This is a genomic window from Microbacterium rhizomatis (genome assembly GCF_008710745.1).
Classification (GTDB): Bacteria; Actinomycetota; Actinomycetes; order Actinomycetales; family Microbacteriaceae; genus Microbacterium; species Microbacterium rhizomatis.
This window is the reverse complement of the sequence record NZ_VYSA01000002.1, coordinates 138,455-153,803: the sequence shown is the minus strand read 5'-3', so window position 1 is coordinate 153,803 and position 15,349 is coordinate 138,455. Positions and strand designations below refer to the sequence as shown.

The 15,349-nt window shown below is 67.9% G+C and carries 17 protein-coding genes and 1 tRNA gene; 11 read left to right on the top strand and 7 right to left on the bottom strand.

Features of this window, described 5'->3' with window-relative positions; translation table 11 throughout:
• Positions 1 to 2: 2 nt before the first annotated feature.
• Positions 3 to 647, top strand: coding sequence for a MerR family transcriptional regulator (locus F6B43_RS09100; RefSeq protein ID WP_150448645.1), 645 nt, complete (start codon positions 3 to 5; stop codon positions 645 to 647).
• On the opposite strand, the gene F6B43_RS09095 is transcribed toward F6B43_RS09100, so the two are convergent.
• Positions 620 to 1,591, bottom strand: coding sequence for an aggregation-promoting factor C-terminal-like domain-containing protein (locus tag F6B43_RS09095; protein WP_211368097.1), 972 nt, complete (start codon positions 1,589 to 1,591; stop codon positions 620 to 622). The two genes, F6B43_RS09100 and F6B43_RS09095, sit on opposite strands and share 28 nt — an antisense overlap.
• Before the next feature lie 269 nt (positions 1,592 to 1,860).
• Positions 1,861 to 1,995: a hypothetical protein gene (locus F6B43_RS20010; RefSeq protein ID WP_281349530.1), complete on the bottom strand. Its 135-nt coding sequence runs from the start codon at positions 1,993 to 1,995 to the stop codon at positions 1,861 to 1,863.
• Positions 1,996 to 2,387: 392 nt separating this feature from the next.
• Here F6B43_RS20010 and F6B43_RS09090 point away from each other — a divergent pair, with 392 nt between their 5' ends.
• Positions 2,388 to 3,161: an NUDIX hydrolase gene (locus F6B43_RS09090; RefSeq protein ID WP_150448644.1), complete on the top strand. Its 774-nt coding sequence runs from the start codon at positions 2,388 to 2,390 to the stop codon at positions 3,159 to 3,161.
• A gap of 105 nt (positions 3,162 to 3,266) precedes the next feature.
• A complete protein-coding gene (locus F6B43_RS09085; RefSeq protein ID WP_150448643.1) occupies positions 3,267 to 3,800 on the top strand; it encodes a hypothetical protein in 534 nt (177 codons plus the stop codon).
• Positions 3,801 to 3,847: 47 nt separating this feature from the next.
• Here F6B43_RS09085 and F6B43_RS09080 read toward each other — a convergent pair whose 3' ends face one another.
• From F6B43_RS09080 to F6B43_RS09070, 3 genes are read right to left on the bottom strand one after another with little or no spacing between them, the layout of a single operon-like run.
• Positions 3,848 to 4,435 (bottom strand): hypothetical protein, encoded by a 588-nt coding sequence (locus F6B43_RS09080; protein WP_150448642.1) that lies wholly within the window; start codon positions 4,433 to 4,435, stop codon positions 3,848 to 3,850.
• On the bottom strand, positions 4,432 to 4,779 hold the full coding sequence (locus tag F6B43_RS09075; RefSeq protein WP_150448641.1) for a hypothetical protein: 348 nt from the start codon (positions 4,777 to 4,779) through the stop codon (positions 4,432 to 4,434). The genes F6B43_RS09080 and F6B43_RS09075 overlap by 4 nt, the downstream gene beginning before the upstream one ends.
• Positions 4,776 to 6,560 (bottom strand): TIGR03767 family metallophosphoesterase, encoded by a 1,785-nt coding sequence (locus tag F6B43_RS09070; protein WP_150448640.1) that lies wholly within the window; start codon positions 6,558 to 6,560, stop codon positions 4,776 to 4,778. Before F6B43_RS09070 ends, F6B43_RS09075 begins: the two co-directional genes overlap by 4 nt.
• A 151-nt stretch (positions 6,561 to 6,711) precedes the next feature.
• On the opposite strand from F6B43_RS09070, the gene gnd reads away from it, so the two are divergent.
• The 4 genes from gnd to F6B43_RS09050 all read left to right on the top strand — a co-directional run bounded on the left by gnd (position 6,712) and on the right by F6B43_RS09050 (position 10,073).
• Positions 6,712 to 7,770: a phosphogluconate dehydrogenase (NAD(+)-dependent, decarboxylating) gene (gene gnd, locus F6B43_RS09065; RefSeq protein ID WP_150448639.1), complete on the top strand. Its 1,059-nt coding sequence runs from the start codon at positions 6,712 to 6,714 to the stop codon at positions 7,768 to 7,770.
• Positions 7,771 to 7,969: 199 nt separating this feature from the next.
• Positions 7,970 to 8,395 carry a hypothetical protein gene (locus tag F6B43_RS09060; RefSeq protein ID WP_150448638.1) on the top strand — a complete coding sequence of 142 codons (426 nt, stop codon included), beginning with the start codon at positions 7,970 to 7,972 and terminating at the stop codon, positions 8,393 to 8,395.
• Between the two features lie 169 nt (positions 8,396 to 8,564).
• Positions 8,565 to 9,377 (top strand): potassium channel family protein, encoded by an 813-nt coding sequence (locus F6B43_RS09055; protein WP_246159886.1) that lies wholly within the window; start codon positions 8,565 to 8,567, stop codon positions 9,375 to 9,377.
• 48 nt (positions 9,378 to 9,425) lie between these two features.
• Positions 9,426 to 10,073, top strand: coding sequence for a GAP family protein (locus tag F6B43_RS09050; protein WP_170285607.1), 648 nt, complete (start codon positions 9,426 to 9,428; stop codon positions 10,071 to 10,073).
• A gap of 3 nt (positions 10,074 to 10,076) precedes the next feature.
• Here the strand turns inward: F6B43_RS09050 and F6B43_RS09045 are convergent, their stop codons facing one another.
• Positions 10,077 to 11,390 (bottom strand): HupE/UreJ family protein, encoded by a 1,314-nt coding sequence (locus F6B43_RS09045; protein ID WP_150448636.1) that lies wholly within the window; start codon positions 11,388 to 11,390, stop codon positions 10,077 to 10,079.
• 140 nt (positions 11,391 to 11,530) lie between these two features.
• Between F6B43_RS09045 and F6B43_RS09040 the strand changes: the two genes are divergently transcribed.
• From F6B43_RS09040 to F6B43_RS09025, 4 genes are read left to right on the top strand one after another with little or no spacing between them, the layout of a single operon-like run.
• Entirely contained in the window at positions 11,531 to 12,595 is a 1,065-nt protein-coding gene (locus F6B43_RS09040) for an LLM class F420-dependent oxidoreductase (protein ID WP_150448635.1), read from the top strand.
• Positions 12,596 to 12,633: 38 nt separating this feature from the next.
• Positions 12,634 to 13,464, top strand: a complete 831-nt coding sequence (locus tag F6B43_RS09035) for a cytochrome c oxidase assembly protein (protein ID WP_150448634.1) — start codon at positions 12,634 to 12,636, stop codon at positions 13,462 to 13,464.
• A gap of 41 nt (positions 13,465 to 13,505) precedes the next feature.
• The gene (lgt, locus tag F6B43_RS09030; RefSeq protein WP_150448633.1) at positions 13,506 to 14,438 is read left to right on the top strand and encodes a prolipoprotein diacylglyceryl transferase; all 933 of its coding nucleotides are present in this window, start codon (positions 13,506 to 13,508) and stop codon (positions 14,436 to 14,438) included.
• Entirely contained in the window at positions 14,435 to 15,172 is a 738-nt protein-coding gene (locus F6B43_RS09025; protein ID WP_150448632.1) for a hypothetical protein, read from the top strand. The genes lgt and F6B43_RS09025 overlap by 4 nt, the downstream gene beginning before the upstream one ends.
• 89 nt (positions 15,173 to 15,261) lie before the next feature.
• Here the strand turns inward: F6B43_RS09025 and F6B43_RS09020 are convergent.
• Positions 15,262 to 15,349, bottom strand: a tRNA-Ser gene (locus tag F6B43_RS09020).

Genomic DNA, 15,349 nt, shown 5'->3' with positions numbered 1-15,349 from the left:
AAATGAGAATATCTGAGCTGTCCGCGCGGGCGGACGTCGCGGTGCCCACGATCAAGTACTACCTGCGTGAAGGGCTTCTGCCGGAAGGGCAGCGCACATCCGCCACGCAGGCGACCTACTCCGACGTCCACGTCGAGCGGCTACGCGTCGTGCGCGCCCTCATCGAAGCGGGCGTCAGCATCGCCGAGAGCAGGAGGGTGCTGACCGCGCTCGACGCACCGCACGCGGCACCCCAGGATCTCCTGGCGGCCGCGCACGCGGCAGTCACGCCCGCCGCGGGCGAACAGATCGATCTGACGACAGCGCAGCGACTGGTCGAGCGGATCGGCTGGCACCCGGGCATGTGCGATGACGGGGTGCTGGCCGGGATCGCCGTGGCACTGGACAGGCTCGACCGCGCGGGGTTCGAGGTACCGGCAGACGTGATGCCGGTGTACCTCGAGTCGATCCAGCGGATCGCCCGCGCCGAGATCGCCGGCGTCCCGACTGACTCCACGGAGGCGGCGGTGCGCTACGTCGTGCTCGGCTCCGTGCTGGTCGAACCTCTCCTGCTGGCGCTGAGGCGAGCGGCGGAGCAGATCGCCTCAGCGGAGCGGTTCTTCATGACGCCGGGTTCGGATCAGTACCAGCCGACCGATTCGGACTGAGCCCAGGCACCGCACGGGTTGCCGTAGCGGCCGGAGATGTAGCCGAAGCCCCACGCGATCTGGGTGGCGGCGTTGTCCTGCCAGTCGGCACCGGCTGACGCCATCTTGCTGCCGGGCAGAGCCTGGGGGATGCCGTAGGCGCCGCTGGCGTTGCCGGCGTGCACGTTCCAGCCCGACTCGCGGTTCCAGAGCGACACGAGGCAGCCGAACTGGTCGTCGCCCCAGCCGTACCCGGCCAGCATGCTGTGCGCGATGGCCTGCGCATCACCCGAGCTCGTGCCTGCCGACGCGTACGACGGCGAGCTGGCCACCGATGAAGATCCGGACGATGACGACCTCGACGAGGATGCGGCAGCTGCCGCGGCGGCTGCCTCGGCCTGTCGCTGCGCCTCGGCGGCCGCCTCCTGCTGCGCCTTCAGCGCCTTGGCTGCGTCGAGGCTGCTCCGCAGCCCCTGCACGCTTCCGGCGACGGACACGCGGAGTGTGGTGACGGTGGTCGTCAGATCGGGAAGGAGCGGCGCCGGCAGCGTGTCGGCGGCTTTGAGGCGCGCGGCGGCGGCCTTCAGCGCGGTGGTGTCGACCGTCGTGTGCGGAGTTCCGATGTCCAGACCCGAGGCCTGGATGTCGGCGGTGACCGTCGTCGCGGCGGCCATCGCCGCGTCCGCGTCGGCCAAGGCCTGGTGTGCTGCCGCGAGCGTCGTGTCGGTGCCGGGCGTCTGAATCGACGTGAAGGCGGGCTGCGAGCCCGTGAACGATGCGAGGGCGAAGCTCGGAGCAGAGGAGGATGCGGTTGCCTGCGACGCCGTCGCCGTCACCGTCATTCCTGCACTGGCGATGAGGCCGAAGGCGAGGCCGGCCGCGAGAATCGCGGGGCGGCGGCGGGAGTGGCGTTCGGTGAGACGACGAGTGCGGCGGGCAGACGGGGAGGGCGTAGTGGATCGCATAAAACCGGTTTCGTATGAGAGATCCGCGCCTCGGGACGGCGCAGCGCATCCGCTTCTGCGGGCACAAGTCCCCGAGTGTGGCGGACCAGTCTGGGCGTTACCTGAGCGTTACATGGGAGCGGGGGCGGCGGAAAAGTGCTGATCAGAGGGGTGCACTGACTGTTCGGGGCCTCGGAGGCGCGCCGGCGGAGCCGAAGATCCGTACGATGCGCAGTCATATTCGCATACCAATATGCGAACAAAGGTGCTAATGTATCGGGGTGCAGTGTTCAGGTTCCAGACCCTATGGCGAGGCGGGCGATCTCCCGGGCGAATGGGGCTATCTCGGCGGCGTTCCCTACGACGTCGACCGGGAGTGTGATGCCGCTGTCTTCGTCGACGCCCTCGGCGTTCTCGAGCGTCACATGCGCGCCGAGATCCTCATGCGGGCGCTGCCCCTGACCGAAGTCCAGCCACCCAGGTCGTTTCGCACAAATATACGAAAGACGATCGAGGGCGCTGGGGTTCCGACCGACGAGGGCCGTGAGATGTGCAGGCGCCACAGGCTGGATGTGGGTGCTCACTCATCCCGAGTCCGGAGTGGTGCTCTCCGCCGGGCGCGACCTGTGAGGGGGCGGTGGTGCCATCGCGTGGATCTCACCCACGGCGCGCGGGTACCGCGTCGAACCGACGCGCCAGCTCGCGATCCGGTCGGCTCCCGTGTTCACGCCATCGGATCGGGCCGGCGGAGTGAAACCGCTGTTCTGACCACCCTGCCGCTCCCGCCCTCCTCTGCCAGCGGGCGTAGCCTGAGCGGATGTCGATCGCTTCGCCTCCGCAGAGCGCGCGAGCCCAGCTGGCCGCTCTGGCCGCGCAGGCCGAATCCTTCGCGAGAGAGGGGAATGCGAACGGGCTCTGGCCTGAGCTCGCCGGGTTCCCCGAGGTAGCGGATGCCCGTTCGGCCGCCGTGCTCATCCTGTTCGGCATGCTCGACACGCGGCCGAGCGATCGCGAGGCTCAGGCGCGGGCCGTATCCCGCGATCTCGATGTGCTCCTGCTATCGCGGGCCACCACCTTGCGCGCGCACCCCGGCCAGGTCGCCTTCCCCGGCGGACGGATCGATCCCGGCGATGCGTCGACCGTTGACGCCGCGCTGCGCGAAGCACGGGAAGAGACCGGCCTGGATCCCGCAGGCGTCGACGTGCTCGGAACACTCGGCACGGTCCCGCTCCCGTACTCCCAGCACGTGGTCACTCCGGTGCTCGCGTGGTGGCAGCATCCCTCGCCCGTACGAGTCGTCGATCTCGCCGAGTCGGCCCACGTGTTCCGGGCGCCTGTGGCGGAACTCCTCGATCCGGCGAACCGAGGCTCCACTGTCATCCGACGTGGCGGGCGAGAGATGCGCGGTCCTGCCTTCCTGGTGCGCCGAACGCCCGACGAGGATGGGGGAAGGGCGGGCGACCGGCCGGCGGACCATCACCTTGTCTGGGGATTCACCGCGGTGCTGCTCGACGGCCTCTTCACTCGCCTCGGCTGGACGGAACCGTGGGATCGGGAGCGCGAGCTCCCACTGGAGCTTCCGGCCCGCTGAGAATCGCCCTCCGTCGATCCAGGCTCTGCCCTGCGGGCCGATGATTCCTTCCTGAATGTTTGTATATTGATATATGAACAACCCCGAATCTCAGGAGGATCTCCCGTGAAACGCTCGCACGCTCTTCTTGCCGGAACTGCGGCCGTTCTCCTCGCGGTGGGGGGCTTGTCGGCTCCGGCATACGCCGAAGACCCTGGCATCGGCGATACGAAGATGTTCCCTTTATGGGATGGAATTGTTGCCGCCGGCAACATCGTCCCGCTTCCCCGCGCATTCACGTGCCCGGCTGACTTTCCCTATCTCGAACGCAAGCAGTATTCCGCGGGGCGTTTGGTGCCATCCGGAGTGGAGGTCACGACCGATTCAATATGGGTGGGCGTGAACATCAGCGGGGTGTACAACGTGGGACGAAGCCTGCCGGCGCCGCCCACGCACCCGACTCCGGGTGCGTTCCGAGTCGCGGGGTGGACGGACTCCACCCTGCAGGTCGCGAGCGTCAGCAACTGGGACGGGCTCTCCCCGCACTATGTCTCCATCACCGTTTCCTGCACGAACGACTCTTTCGACGGATTCAATTACGATTCGTGGCCTGACTGGCATACGGGCAGCCCCCGTTACCTGCGTCTCTTGCCTCAGTAGAACGACCATCCGCAATCGCGCCGCGGTCGCGGGCACGCGAGCTCCCTCTAACGGGGCGCAGTGAGACCCGTCCGCGCGGCGAGCCGACCCCACCACATCAGCAGAGCGGAGCCGACCAGGCCGAACCACAGCCACATCGCGAACGCACCCAAGGTGCCGGTGAGGAAGAATCCGGCGAGCAGAGCGACGACCCAGCTCACGACGATCGCGATCACCGCGACCACGACGGCGAGCACCGCGCGCCATGTCGTCCGGGCGAACACCGCGAAGCCGCTCACCGCGCTGCGACCGGCCGCAACTCCGGGCAGGACGCAGAGCATGACGATCGCGATGAGGGGGAGCGCCAGCGGGAACACCACCGCGACCACCCCGGTGGCAGCCACGGCGACAGCGGCCCACGCCCACAGCCCGCCGCGCACCCTGCCGAGCGGGGCTCTCGCGGTGACCGCCGCGGCAGCCCAGGCCGTCGCGACCAGCTGCAGCCACAGCGCCACCACGGATCCGGCCGCGGCGACGGCGAACAGCCACGTCGGCATGCGCCCCAGACCCGGGGCGGCGCTCACGGCCTGAAGAACGGCGCCGACGACGATGGTCGCCGCGAGCACGAGCCAGGGGATGCTGCGCCCCCCGCTCATCGCTGCATCGCCTTCTCGAGCACGTCCTGCACCGACCCGTCGTAGAGGGTGTCGGATCCGACCGTCACCGTGACGTCGTCCGGCGATGCGCCGGTCGACACCGCGCGGATGGCCTGACCGTCCACCGTGGTCCCGCCGCACGTGACCGTCTCATCGGCGCCCTGCGTACATATCGGCGCCGTGAGGATCTCGACGTCCGCACTCGTCAGCACGTCCAGCGCTGCGTAGCGCACCTCCGCCAGCCGGCTGCCGCCGACCGGGGCGATCGCCGCGACCTGAGAACAGCCGCTCAGGATGACCGCGGCGACTGCGAGCAGTGCGGCAGCCAGCCGGCGACGAGTCACTTCGTCGCCACTTTGCGCTCGTGTGCCGCGATCCGGGCGCGCTCGGTCATCCGCTGGGCCTCGAGCGCAGCATCCGTGATGGTCTCCATATCGAAGGGCGCGGGCAGGAGCAGCTCGGTGTTGCGGTCCAGCGGCGAACCCCGGCGCATCGACGGCGACTCGGCCCAGTCGTTGGCCGCGAGCTCCCGCGCTCGGGATGCGAGATCGATCGAGCGACCCGATGTGCCCGGCGCGGCGGGCGAGGCGTGATCGAGCACGGTCGTGAAGAGCGAGAGCGTTCCGTCGCGATTGTCGATGATCTCGACCACCTGCTGCTGCTGCGGGAAGTCGATGCACGACGCGGTCGTGATCTCCCAGAATCCGCCCGTGGGGGAGGTGTGGGCGAGGATCTGGTTGAGATGAGTGTGGCCGTTCAGCCAGGCGATCGCGACCGGATACTGCAGGAGCAGCGCGATGAGTTCGTCGGCGTGATGCAGCGTCTCGTTCTCCCCGGGCCGCTGGGCGGTGTTCTCGAGCGTCAGGCTGTTGTGGTGGCTCAGCACCAGAACGAGCGTCTTCTCCTTCTGAGCGCGGGCCAGTTCCGCGCGGAGCCACTGGAACTGGGCATCGGGCACGGCGCCGTCCGGGCCGGCGACGGCGTTGCAGGTATCGAGTCCCAGTGCGCGCACGTGAGGGCTGAGGTCGGCCTTCCACCACGTTTCGCCGGAGTCGATGTTGTGCTGCGTGAAACCGTGCCCGACCGGTCCTGGGTCAGGCTCGGTGACGAAGTGCTCGGCCATGAATTCGCGGTTCTCGAAGAGCCGGCGCTCAGGATTGGCCGTGACGGACCTGAAGCCGGCGCGGCCGAACGCCACCCCGAGTGCGTCGAAAGCCTGCTGGATCGCACTTCCGCTCGATGCATATCCGTTGAGGATGCTGGATGCCGTCGCATCGAGCGCGTACGACTTACGTCCTCCAACTGCCAGGGCGTGCAGCTGCGGACTGAGGTCGAAGGTGCCGAGGAGAAGCGTGTCGTGGTTGCCGTAGACCGCGTACCACGGTGCGGGAAGGCCGGGTGAGGTGACCGGCGCCGCGATCGCGTCGGCCAGAAGCGACGGCAGCCGAGGGAAGCCGTAGGCGCCGAAGTCGCCGCCCGCCGGATCGCCCGGTCGATACGCCCATGTCGCTTCCGACCAGGCCTGCACGCCTTGATAGTCGGGCCCGGCGCTGGCCGGATCGACCGACAGGCCGTCCATCAGATCGATGTACCACCGAAGCTCGAGGTGCGAGTGCATGTCGGCACTGTCGCCGGTCACCACCGCGGCCCCCATCGGGGCACCTGTGAGGGGGCTCACCCGCGCATCGGAGAAGGCCTGCACCATCGCGGCGGTGGTGTGCGGACTGAGCGGATCCTGCGGGTGGAACGCCGAACCCCACGCGGAGTGGTCCTGCACGATCATCGGCTCGATCCGGCCCGGAGACTGCGCGTCTATCACGTGAAGATCCGAGAGATGCCCGAGATAGAGCAGCGACCGCCGCCGGGCGGTGCGACTGGCGTCAGCGCCCTTGCGGAGCACGTCCAGCCGGGCGATGTAGGGCTCGCCCGGGCCTGTGGTGAGCGTGCGGTAGCTCCCCGTCGTGATGCCACCGTGCAGGATCGTCTGCAGCAGGGTCGACGGCACGGTGCCAGGGTCGGTGCTCGCCCGGGCGAGCAGGGGCGCGAGCTCGTCGATTCCCATTCCCCACGCAGCGGCGAGTACCGCCGCTCCGGAGAGGAAACGGCGTCGGGAGAGTCCGCCCATTGCAGCCCTCTGCCTTCATCGATTCGGGTTGGTGCAGTCACGGGACAGACCACATGATGGCAGTCGGACACAGGCGGCGGCAAACCTCCACCGCGGCCTCATGGGGCACCCCTAGACTTCCCCTGGACGCCCGTCGACGCGAGGAGTAGCGATGCAACTGGGAATGATCGGCCTTGGCCGGATGGGGGCCAACATCGTGCGGCGCCTGATGCGCGACGGTCACGAGTGCGTCGTCTTCGACGTGAATGCGGATGCTGTCACCACCCTCGCGGGCGAAGGGGCGACCGGCTCGGGCTCGTACGCCGAGCTCGCCGCCCAGCTGAAGGCACCTCGTGCGATCTGGCTGATGATCCCCGCCGGACTCACCGGTCAGGTCGTCGACGAGGTCGCCAAGGTCCTCGAACCCGGCGACATCATCATCGACGGCGGCAATTCCAACTACCGCGACGATGTGCGTCGGGCGGCGAAGCTGAAAGACGCCGGCATCCACTACGTCGACATCGGCACGAGCGGTGGCGTGTTCGGACTCGATCGCGGGTACTGCCTGATGGTGGGCGGTCCCGACGAGGCGTTCGCCCGCATCGAGCCCGTGCTCCGCACCATCGCCCCGGGGGAGCAGGGCATCCCGCGGACACCGGGCCGGGAGGGCGCACTCACCCCAGAGGAACTCGGCTACCTGCACTGCGGGCCCTCGGGCGCCGGCCACTTCGTGAAGATGGTCCACAACGGCATCGAATACGGCGTCATGGCGGCGCTCGCCGAGGGACTCAACATCCTGGATCACGCCGATGCGGGGCTCGACCAGGCAGAGCACTCGGCCGAGGTCGCGCCGCTCGAAGAGCCTGAGTTCTACCAGTTCACGATCGACACGCCGAAGGTCGCCGAGCTCTGGCGGCGCGGCTCGGTCATCTCGTCGTGGTTGCTCGATCTGACCGCCGCAGCCTTGGAGTCCAACCCCACCCTCGACGGGCTCGCCGGACGTGTGTCCGATTCGGGCGAAGGCCGCTGGACGGTCAAGGCCGCCGTCGACACCGGGGTTCCGGCGCCGGTGCTGGCAGCATCCCTCTTCGAGCGCTTCGCCTCGCGGGGGGAAGACCACTACGCCAATCAGCTCCTCTCCGCGATGCGCCTGCAGTTCGGCGGGCACCAGGAGCTCCCGGCCGGGGACGTGCTGGAGGCCGGCGGCGCGAAGTCCGAGTCGACCCCCTAGATGTGCTGACAGCCCTGTCCTGACAGCCCCGCCCTGACAGCCCCGCCCTGACAGCCCGGTCCTGACAGCCCGGAGCGCGCACAACGCAGGATCGACGCCGGATCCGAGACGCTGATCGCGGCGTGTCGCGTGCTGGTCGCACGATCCGTCCTGCGTTGTGCTCGCCACCATCACAGGCAGGGCCGGTACCGTTAGCCCCATGCGACTGACTGCCGTGCTCCTGATGGCATTGATCGCGATCGTCGGCGTACTGGGTGGAATCCTGCTGATGATGCGACCCGACGGGGGAGCCCTCGGTCTGAGCCTTGCGCTGCTGCCCGAGTGGTACACGGGCAGCTTCTTCGCATCCGGCATCCTGCTTCTCGCGGGGTTTGCCACGGTGCCGATCGTCGGCATCGTGCTCCTGCTGACACGACCGCGTATCGGATGGTACGCAGCGGCCTACATCGGCGCGGGCCTGATCATCTGGAGCTATGTACAGGTGATGACCTTGGGCCTGATCCTTCCCGCCGTCCAGATCGCGTTCCTGCTCGTCGGGGTCGCGCTGGTCGTGCTCGGTCTCGCACGTATCCGCGCCGTCCGCAGAGAAGCGGCGAACGACGAGGAAGTGCGCGCCGCCCGCTAGGTTCGGCCCGTTGGGGGTCCTCGGGCTCCGTCCGAATCATCCGTGGTGGGTGACGGGGTCGATGACGCCGCTCAGTACTGTGACGGGAGACCGCTCGCTCACCCGTCGAAGGAGCATCCCGATCTCCCCCTCGAAGCAGCCACGACGTCAGAAGCCGCCGCGCAGTGAATTGAAGAGCACGGGCTACGAGATCTTCATCGGCATCCTGTCGGTGCTCTCGATAGTGAACCTCGTGCTGCTGCTCACGTTCGTCGATGATGCGTCGATTCAGATCGTGCTGATGGTCATGAACGGGCTGTTCAGCGTGATCTTCCTGGGCGACTTCATCTATCGGCTGTCGACGGCCCCGTCGCGCAGCGCCTATTTCTTCCGTCACTTCGGGTGGGCCGATCTGCTGGCGAGCCTGCCGTTCGCGCAACTGAAGGTGCTGCGCGTATTCCGGCTCGTGCGGGTCTACCGGCTGCTGCGCCAGCTCGGTCCGCGTACGATCTGGCGCACACTCACCAGAGACCGGGCGGGAAGCGCCCTGCTCATCCTGTTGCTCATGGGCATCCTGGTGCTGGAGTTCGGCAGCATCTCCATCCTGTACATAGAGAAGGACGCCCCCGGTGCGAACATCACCTCGGGCTCGGATGCCATCTGGTACGTGATCGTCACGATTTCCACCGTGGGATATGGCGACCAGTATCCGGTGACGAACCTCGGGCGACTGATCGGAGCGCTCATCATCATCGTCGGGGTCGGCATCTTCGGCACATTCACCGGATACCTCGCGAATCTGTTCCTCTCCCCGCGCAGCGACGACGGCGAAGGCGAAGACGCGGAACCGCTCGTCCAATCCCCGCCGGTCGCGTCGGTGCACGCGTCGTCTGCCGAGGTGGAGGAGCTCCGTTCGCTGCTCCTCACATCGCAGTCCGAGCTCGCCGAGATCAAGCGCCTTCTGTCACCCGGCGGCGGGGGCGGACCGAATCGGGCAGACTGACGGAGTAGGACGGCCACCCGGAAGGAACACATGCAGGCGATCGGCCATATGATCCCCATCGCTCTGGCGGTCGCGATCAGCTCGGTGCCGATCATGGCGATGTTCTTCATGCTGCTCTCACCGGGCCGCAATCGCTCGGCCGTCCCCTACATGATCGGCTGGGTCGTCGGCCTCGTCATCGTGCTGGCCGTGTGCGCGCTGCTGGCCCACACCGTTCCCACCGCAAGCTCGGACCGTCAGCCCGACCTGGCCGTCGGAATCGCCGAGATCGTCGTGGGGATCGCACTCGTAGGGCTTGCGTTCTTCTCCTGGCGCCGCTCACGGCACCAGACCGCCCCACAGACACCGGGTTGGCTCAGTTCGGCGGGAAAGCTCGGTCCGTGGTCGTCGCTGGGACTGGGTCTCGTCCTCAACATCCGGCCGAAGGGAATCCTGCTCGCCGTCGCGGCGGGCCTCACGCTGCGCGCCGATGCCGACACCACCTCGGTCGTGGTCGTCTCGATCGTGATCTACACGGTGATCGCCGCATCCACGGTCGCCGTGCCCATCATCGCGACCGTCGCCGCACCCAAGCGGATGGAGCCACGACTGGTGAGCGTGCACGATTGGATGCTGCGCAACGGCGGCCTGCTGACCGGCGTGATCGTCGGATTCGTCGGCGTCGTCGTCATCGGCACGGGAATCGGCCGGCTCTGACCGCTACGTGAGCTCGCCCTGCGGCTGACGGTCGCGGGTGAAGTACCACAGCACTCCGACGAGCGCGACGAGCCCCAGGTAACAGGCGATCGGGTTCGCGGCGACCCCGGTGAAGATCGGCTGCAGAACGGTATCACCGCCGACGGCGATGGCGACGATCCATGCGATGGCCGCGACGATCGCGACCGATGCGACCCCGATCCGGAAGCCCGCGTACGCCCGGGCATGTGACAGCCAGATGAGCAGCGGGAGCACGAGCACGGCGGCGATCAGCTGCGCCAGTTCGACCCCGACGTTGAAGCCGAGGATCGCGAGCAGCTTCTCACCGAACCCGAGGTTGAGGTCGAGGATCGTCGTGGCGAAGGCGGTTCCGTGCACCAGGCCGAATACTCCGGCGATCAGCAGCTCACCGCGGGGGAGGAGCGGCTTGATGGCGTGGGCGGCGGCGACCATGATCGACACCGCCACGAGGATCTCGACGGGCTTGGTCGGAAACGACAGGAGCCCGAGTGAAACCAGGGCGAGGGTGATCAGGTGCCCGGCGGTGAACGATGTGATGATCAGGGTCGCCCGGCCGATGGTCTTCCTCAGGGGGATCGGCTCCGTCCACCGGTGGCCCCAGCGGGCGCGCACCGCCATGGCGGGGGCGACGATCAGCAGCGTCGAGAGGAACAGCAGGTGGTCGGTGCCTTCGGCGATGTGCAGCATCCCGAGCCAGACGACGGCGAGAAAGCCGCTGACCGGCGTCTGATCGGTGCGCTCCAGGGTGATCGATGTCACGCCGCCCCCGAGCACGCCGAGTACCTGCGGGTCTCCCTCGGCGACCTGTCCGTTGCTCCAGTCGCTGACCAGCGACACATACACCTGGTGGCTCGGCATGACGTCGAGGATGAAGGTGTCGTCCAGCGTGACCTCGCCCGAGAGGGGTCGGTCATCGGTGAACCGGAGCTTCGTGACGACCGCGTCGTCGCCGTTGATCGTCTCGAACCGGGGCTGATCGATCACCTCGGCGGCGAGGGCGCCGGTCGAGTCCGAGACGTGCACCCGGTTCATGATGAACGACATGAGGTTGTCCGCGACCTTGTCGAGCTCGGACTGCACCGGTCCCTTGTCGTAGCCGGTGGCGGCGACGAACCCGTCCATGTGCACCTGCATCTCGACCTCGACCGCGTCCGACTGCACCGTCACGAGCACTCCCGTCGTGCCTGCGGGGTGGGCGTGGGCCTTCTGCGCAGACACCACCACGAACAGCACGGCGAGCGATGCCACGAGGGCGATGAGCACGGGGCGCCGGAGTCGCCGGGTCTGCAAGAGCACGCCGCGACGATAATCACCGGCCGGGAACAGTCCGCGTACGGAAGGCGAACGGATGCTCAACACCGGGTGCCGCGGCCTAGTATCGTTCGGCGGGGGCCGGCGAGTGCCGTGAGCCCCGACGAGCGGAAGGCGGTCGGACGATGCGGTTCGGACTGATCCAGAACTACTCCTCCGACATCGCGGAGATCGCGGATGCCGTCGATGCCTACGAGACGGCTGGCCTCGACACGATCGCGGTCGCGGAGGCGTATTCGTTCGATGCGGTGAGCCGCCTCGGTTACCTCGCGGCCAAGACGCAGACCATCGGGCTGATGTCGAACATCTTCCAGCTCTACACGCGAACTCCTTCGCTCACGGCGATGACGGCCGCGAGCCTCGATTCACTGGCCCCCGGCGGGTTCACCCTGGGATTGGGTGCATCGGGACCGCAGGTCATCGAGGGATTCCACGGTGTTCCCTACGATGCGCCGCTCGGGCGCATGCGCGAGATCGTCGAGATCTGCCGGCAGATCTGGCGACGCGAGCCCGTGGTCCACGAGGGCAAGCACTATTCCGTTCCGCTCAGCCGCGAGCGCGGCGGATCAGGCCTGGGTAAGCCTCTCAAGCTCATCAATCCCATGGCGCGGCCCGACATCCCGATCTCGATCGCGGCCCTCGGTCCCCAGAGCGTCGCCCAGGTCGCCGAGATCGCCGATGGGTGGCAGCCGATCTTCTTCGATCCGGAGCTCGCCTCGAAGGTGTGGGGCGAGTCGCTCGAGGCGGGCACCGCCAAGAGGCGGCCGGAGCTCGGACCCCTCGACATCCAAGTCCAGGTGTTCTTCGCATTCGGCGACCCGTCGCCCGAGGCGGTCATGCGGATCCGGGCGTACCTTGCGCTGTACATCGGGGGCATGGGAGCCAAGGGCAAGAACTTCTACAACGACATCGTCTCGAAGTATGGCTTCGACGCGGAGGCGGCCGAGATCCAGGACCTCTACCTCGCGGGGCGTCGCGCCGAGGCGGTGGCCGCGGTCCCCGACGAGCTCGTGCACGGCGTGACGCTCATGGGTGACCCCGAGCGGCTGCGGAGGCGGGTCGCCGGGTTCGCCGCTGCCGGCGTGACAGAGCTGCTGCTCGCGCCCGTCGCCGAGACCGCCGAGCAACGTCTCGACGACGTCATCTCGCTGCTCGGCGCTGTGCGGGATTCGGGCACCGCGCAGCGGTAGACCGATCGGAGCGCATCGCTCAGCGGATTCATCGGCGGATGAGCGACCCTTCACGGGTGGATGCGCTTCTGAGCCCGTGGGCGCCGAGCGTGGTGGGCCTTGGTCTGCCGGCGCTCGCCGCCGTCGCGTACGCGGTGGGCGTCGCGGTCGCGCGTGGTCGCGGCATCCCGTGGGCCATCTGGCGCGTCGTGATCTGGATGGTGACGTGCGCGCTGGGGGTGTGGACCTTCGCCGGTCCGGCGCAGGCCCTCCGGGACGTGAACCCCTGGATGGACGGCGTCTCGATCGGCATGGCCGCCGCCGTGCTGCCGCTCGGCGTCGCGCTCGGCGATCCCGTCAAGCTCATCGAGCTCCTCCGCGGTCGGCGCATCGGGTGGGCGCGCGGACGCGTCGCTCGATTCGTCATGTTCCCGGGTGTGGCGTCGCTCGTGAGCGCCGTCGTGCTGACGTACGCCATCACGTCGCAGTGGTACCAGGCCTCGCTGACCGAGCCGTTGCCCTGGGTGCTCCTGCTGCTGACGGCGTTCGTCACAGGTCTGGCGGTGAACCTGCCGCTCTTGAGCGACGACCTCATGCCCGAGTGGGCCACGCCGGCGGTCAAGACGCTCGTGGCGTTCGCCGACGGTCTCTTCGACGCCGTCCCCGGGCTCGTCATGATGCTTCTCATCAACAAGTACTCGGGGGGCGCCCTGCTCGCGATCGCCGAGGTCATCGGTATCCCGATGATCGCCGCCACCGTGGTCATGTGGGTGCGCGCCGATGCGCGGGAGCAGCGTGAGATCGACGCCGAGCTGGATGCTCGCGAGGCGGAGGGACAGGGCCCGTGGTGGCTCGACGATCCTCGCTTCGCCGATCGTTTCCGCGACTAGCGAGGCATGATTGTCGAGGCGATTGAGAAGAGGTTCACCACATGATCGCAATGAGCATCCCGAGCCCACCTCCTGAGTGGGCGCAGTTCTCCCTCGGCCCGCTGACGATCCACACCTACGCGCTCTGCATCATCACCGGGATCATCGCGGCGACGATCATCACGCAGCGTCGCCTGTCGCGTCGGGGCGCCGAGGACGGTGTCGTGCTCGACATCATCCTCTGGGCGGTACCGCTGGGGATCGTCGGAGCGCGGTTCTATCACGTGTTCACCCACGGCGGGGACTACTTCTACCCGGGCGCGAACCTCTGGAATGTGTTCGCGATCTGGGACGGCGGCAACGCGCTGTACGGGTCGCTGATCGGCGGCGCGGTCGGTGCGTACATCGGGTGCCGTCGCACCGGCATCCGATTCTGGTCCTTCGCGGATGCTCTCGCCCCTGCCATGCTGGTCGCCCAGGCGATAGGCCGGCTGGGCAACTACTTCAACCACGAACTGTTCGGATTGCCGACCACGTTGCCGTGGGGTCTGGAGATCCTCCCGACCGACACCATGTTCCCCAAGGATCTGCCGGCCGGGACGCTGTTTCATCCCCTGTTCCTGTACGAGATCATCTGGAATCTGGTGGGCGTCGCGATCATCCTTCTGCTCGAGCGCCGGATCGATCTGCGCTGGGGTCGCGCCTTCGGCGTCTACCTGATCTGGTACGGGCTCGGCAGGAGCTGGCTGGAAGCGATCAGGATCGATCCCACCAGCGACGCGCTGTTCGGGATCCCCGCTAACGTGTGGGCCTCGTTCGTCGCCGTCGGGCTGGGCATCGTTCTGATCGTGGTCCGAAGCCGACAGCATCCCGAGCCGGAGACATCCGTCTACCGAGCCGGACGCGAACCCGAGCCTGCGCTGCCGCGCGATGCTGACGGCGACCACACCGCCGAGCCGGCCCCGGCCGCGGTTCGCGAACCGGGACGGCCGTGACCGGAGGCGAGAGCCGTGAGCTCGATGAGCTGCGCCGGAGAGTGTTCGGGCCCGATCCCGCCCAGACGGTGACGGATGCCGACATTCGGCGCCTGCGGGAGCTCGAAGGGATCCAGAGCGAGACCGTGACCCTCCCCGCGCCCGTTGACGCGCCCCTCGACGGGCCCCTCGACGAGCGCCCACCCATGGGCGAGCCGGGCGAGCCGGGCGATCCGGCGATCGTCGGTGCGAAGAGGTTCGCGCCGTCGGGCTGGCCACGCTGGCTGCTTCCTTCGGTCAGCGCGATCGCGCTCGCTGCGATCGGACTGTGCGTCGGCGTCGGCATCGGCGTCGGCATCGCTGGAGGCCGTGTTCTCAACCCGGAGGCAGGCAGCACGCTGCCGGAGCTGGCCACGGCGCAGACCGATGAAGACCGGCTCCCGGCACAGTTCCTGGGCTCGGATCCGCACATCGATCCGGACACGGTGCGATTCGTCGCGATACTCGACGGTTACTACATCGCTCTCGCGCGCCCGTCCGCGTACGACGGAATATGTATCGTCAGCTTCCGGACGGATCGGCAGAATCGCACCGCCGATTCGGTGGGCTGCGCGGGTGAGGGTGCCAGCGGCAGCGTCAGCGGCAGCGGATTGGCTGTCGCCATCAGCGGGACGCTGAACGTCGTGGTCGGTGAGATGACCGTCGAGGGGGAGCCCATCCGGCTATCTGAGAGTGTGACCGCGTACCGCCACTAGATCGGCCGCCGAGCCGTGAGTGTCCCGCGGATGTCCGCGGAGATGAAAGATGTCTCGCGACATGTGAGACACACGTCGCGAGACATCAGTGGCGGAGGATGGGGGATTCGAACCCCCGAGGGCTTTCACCCAACACGCTTTCCAAGCGTGCGCCATAGGCCACTAGGCGAATCCTCC

Coding starts and splice junctions, on each gene's coding strand:
- F6B43_RS09095 (WP_211368097.1), bottom strand. CDS start 1,591: ATGCGATCCACTACGCCCTCCCCGTCTGCCCGCCGCACTCGTCGTCTC.
- F6B43_RS09100 (WP_150448645.1), top strand. CDS start 3: ATGAGAATATCTGAGCTGTCCGCGCGGGCGGACGTCGCGGTGCCCACG.
- gnd (WP_150448639.1), top strand. CDS start 6,712: ATGCAACTGGGAATGATCGGCCTTGGCCGGATGGGGGCCAACATCGTG.
- F6B43_RS09080 (WP_150448642.1), bottom strand. CDS start 4,435: ATGAGCGGGGGGCGCAGCATCCCCTGGCTCGTGCTCGCGGCGACCATC.
- F6B43_RS09035 (WP_150448634.1), top strand. CDS start 12,634: ATGAGCGACCCTTCACGGGTGGATGCGCTTCTGAGCCCGTGGGCGCCG.
- F6B43_RS09090 (WP_150448644.1), top strand. CDS start 2,388: ATGTCGATCGCTTCGCCTCCGCAGAGCGCGCGAGCCCAGCTGGCCGCT.
- lgt (WP_150448633.1), top strand. CDS start 13,506: ATGATCGCAATGAGCATCCCGAGCCCACCTCCTGAGTGGGCGCAGTTC.
- F6B43_RS09070 (WP_150448640.1), bottom strand. CDS start 6,560: ATGGGCGGACTCTCCCGACGCCGTTTCCTCTCCGGAGCGGCGGTACTC.
- F6B43_RS09060 (WP_150448638.1), top strand. CDS start 7,970: ATGCGACTGACTGCCGTGCTCCTGATGGCATTGATCGCGATCGTCGGC.
- F6B43_RS09050 (WP_170285607.1), top strand. CDS start 9,426: ATGATCCCCATCGCTCTGGCGGTCGCGATCAGCTCGGTGCCGATCATG.
- F6B43_RS09040 (WP_150448635.1), top strand. CDS start 11,531: ATGCGGTTCGGACTGATCCAGAACTACTCCTCCGACATCGCGGAGATC.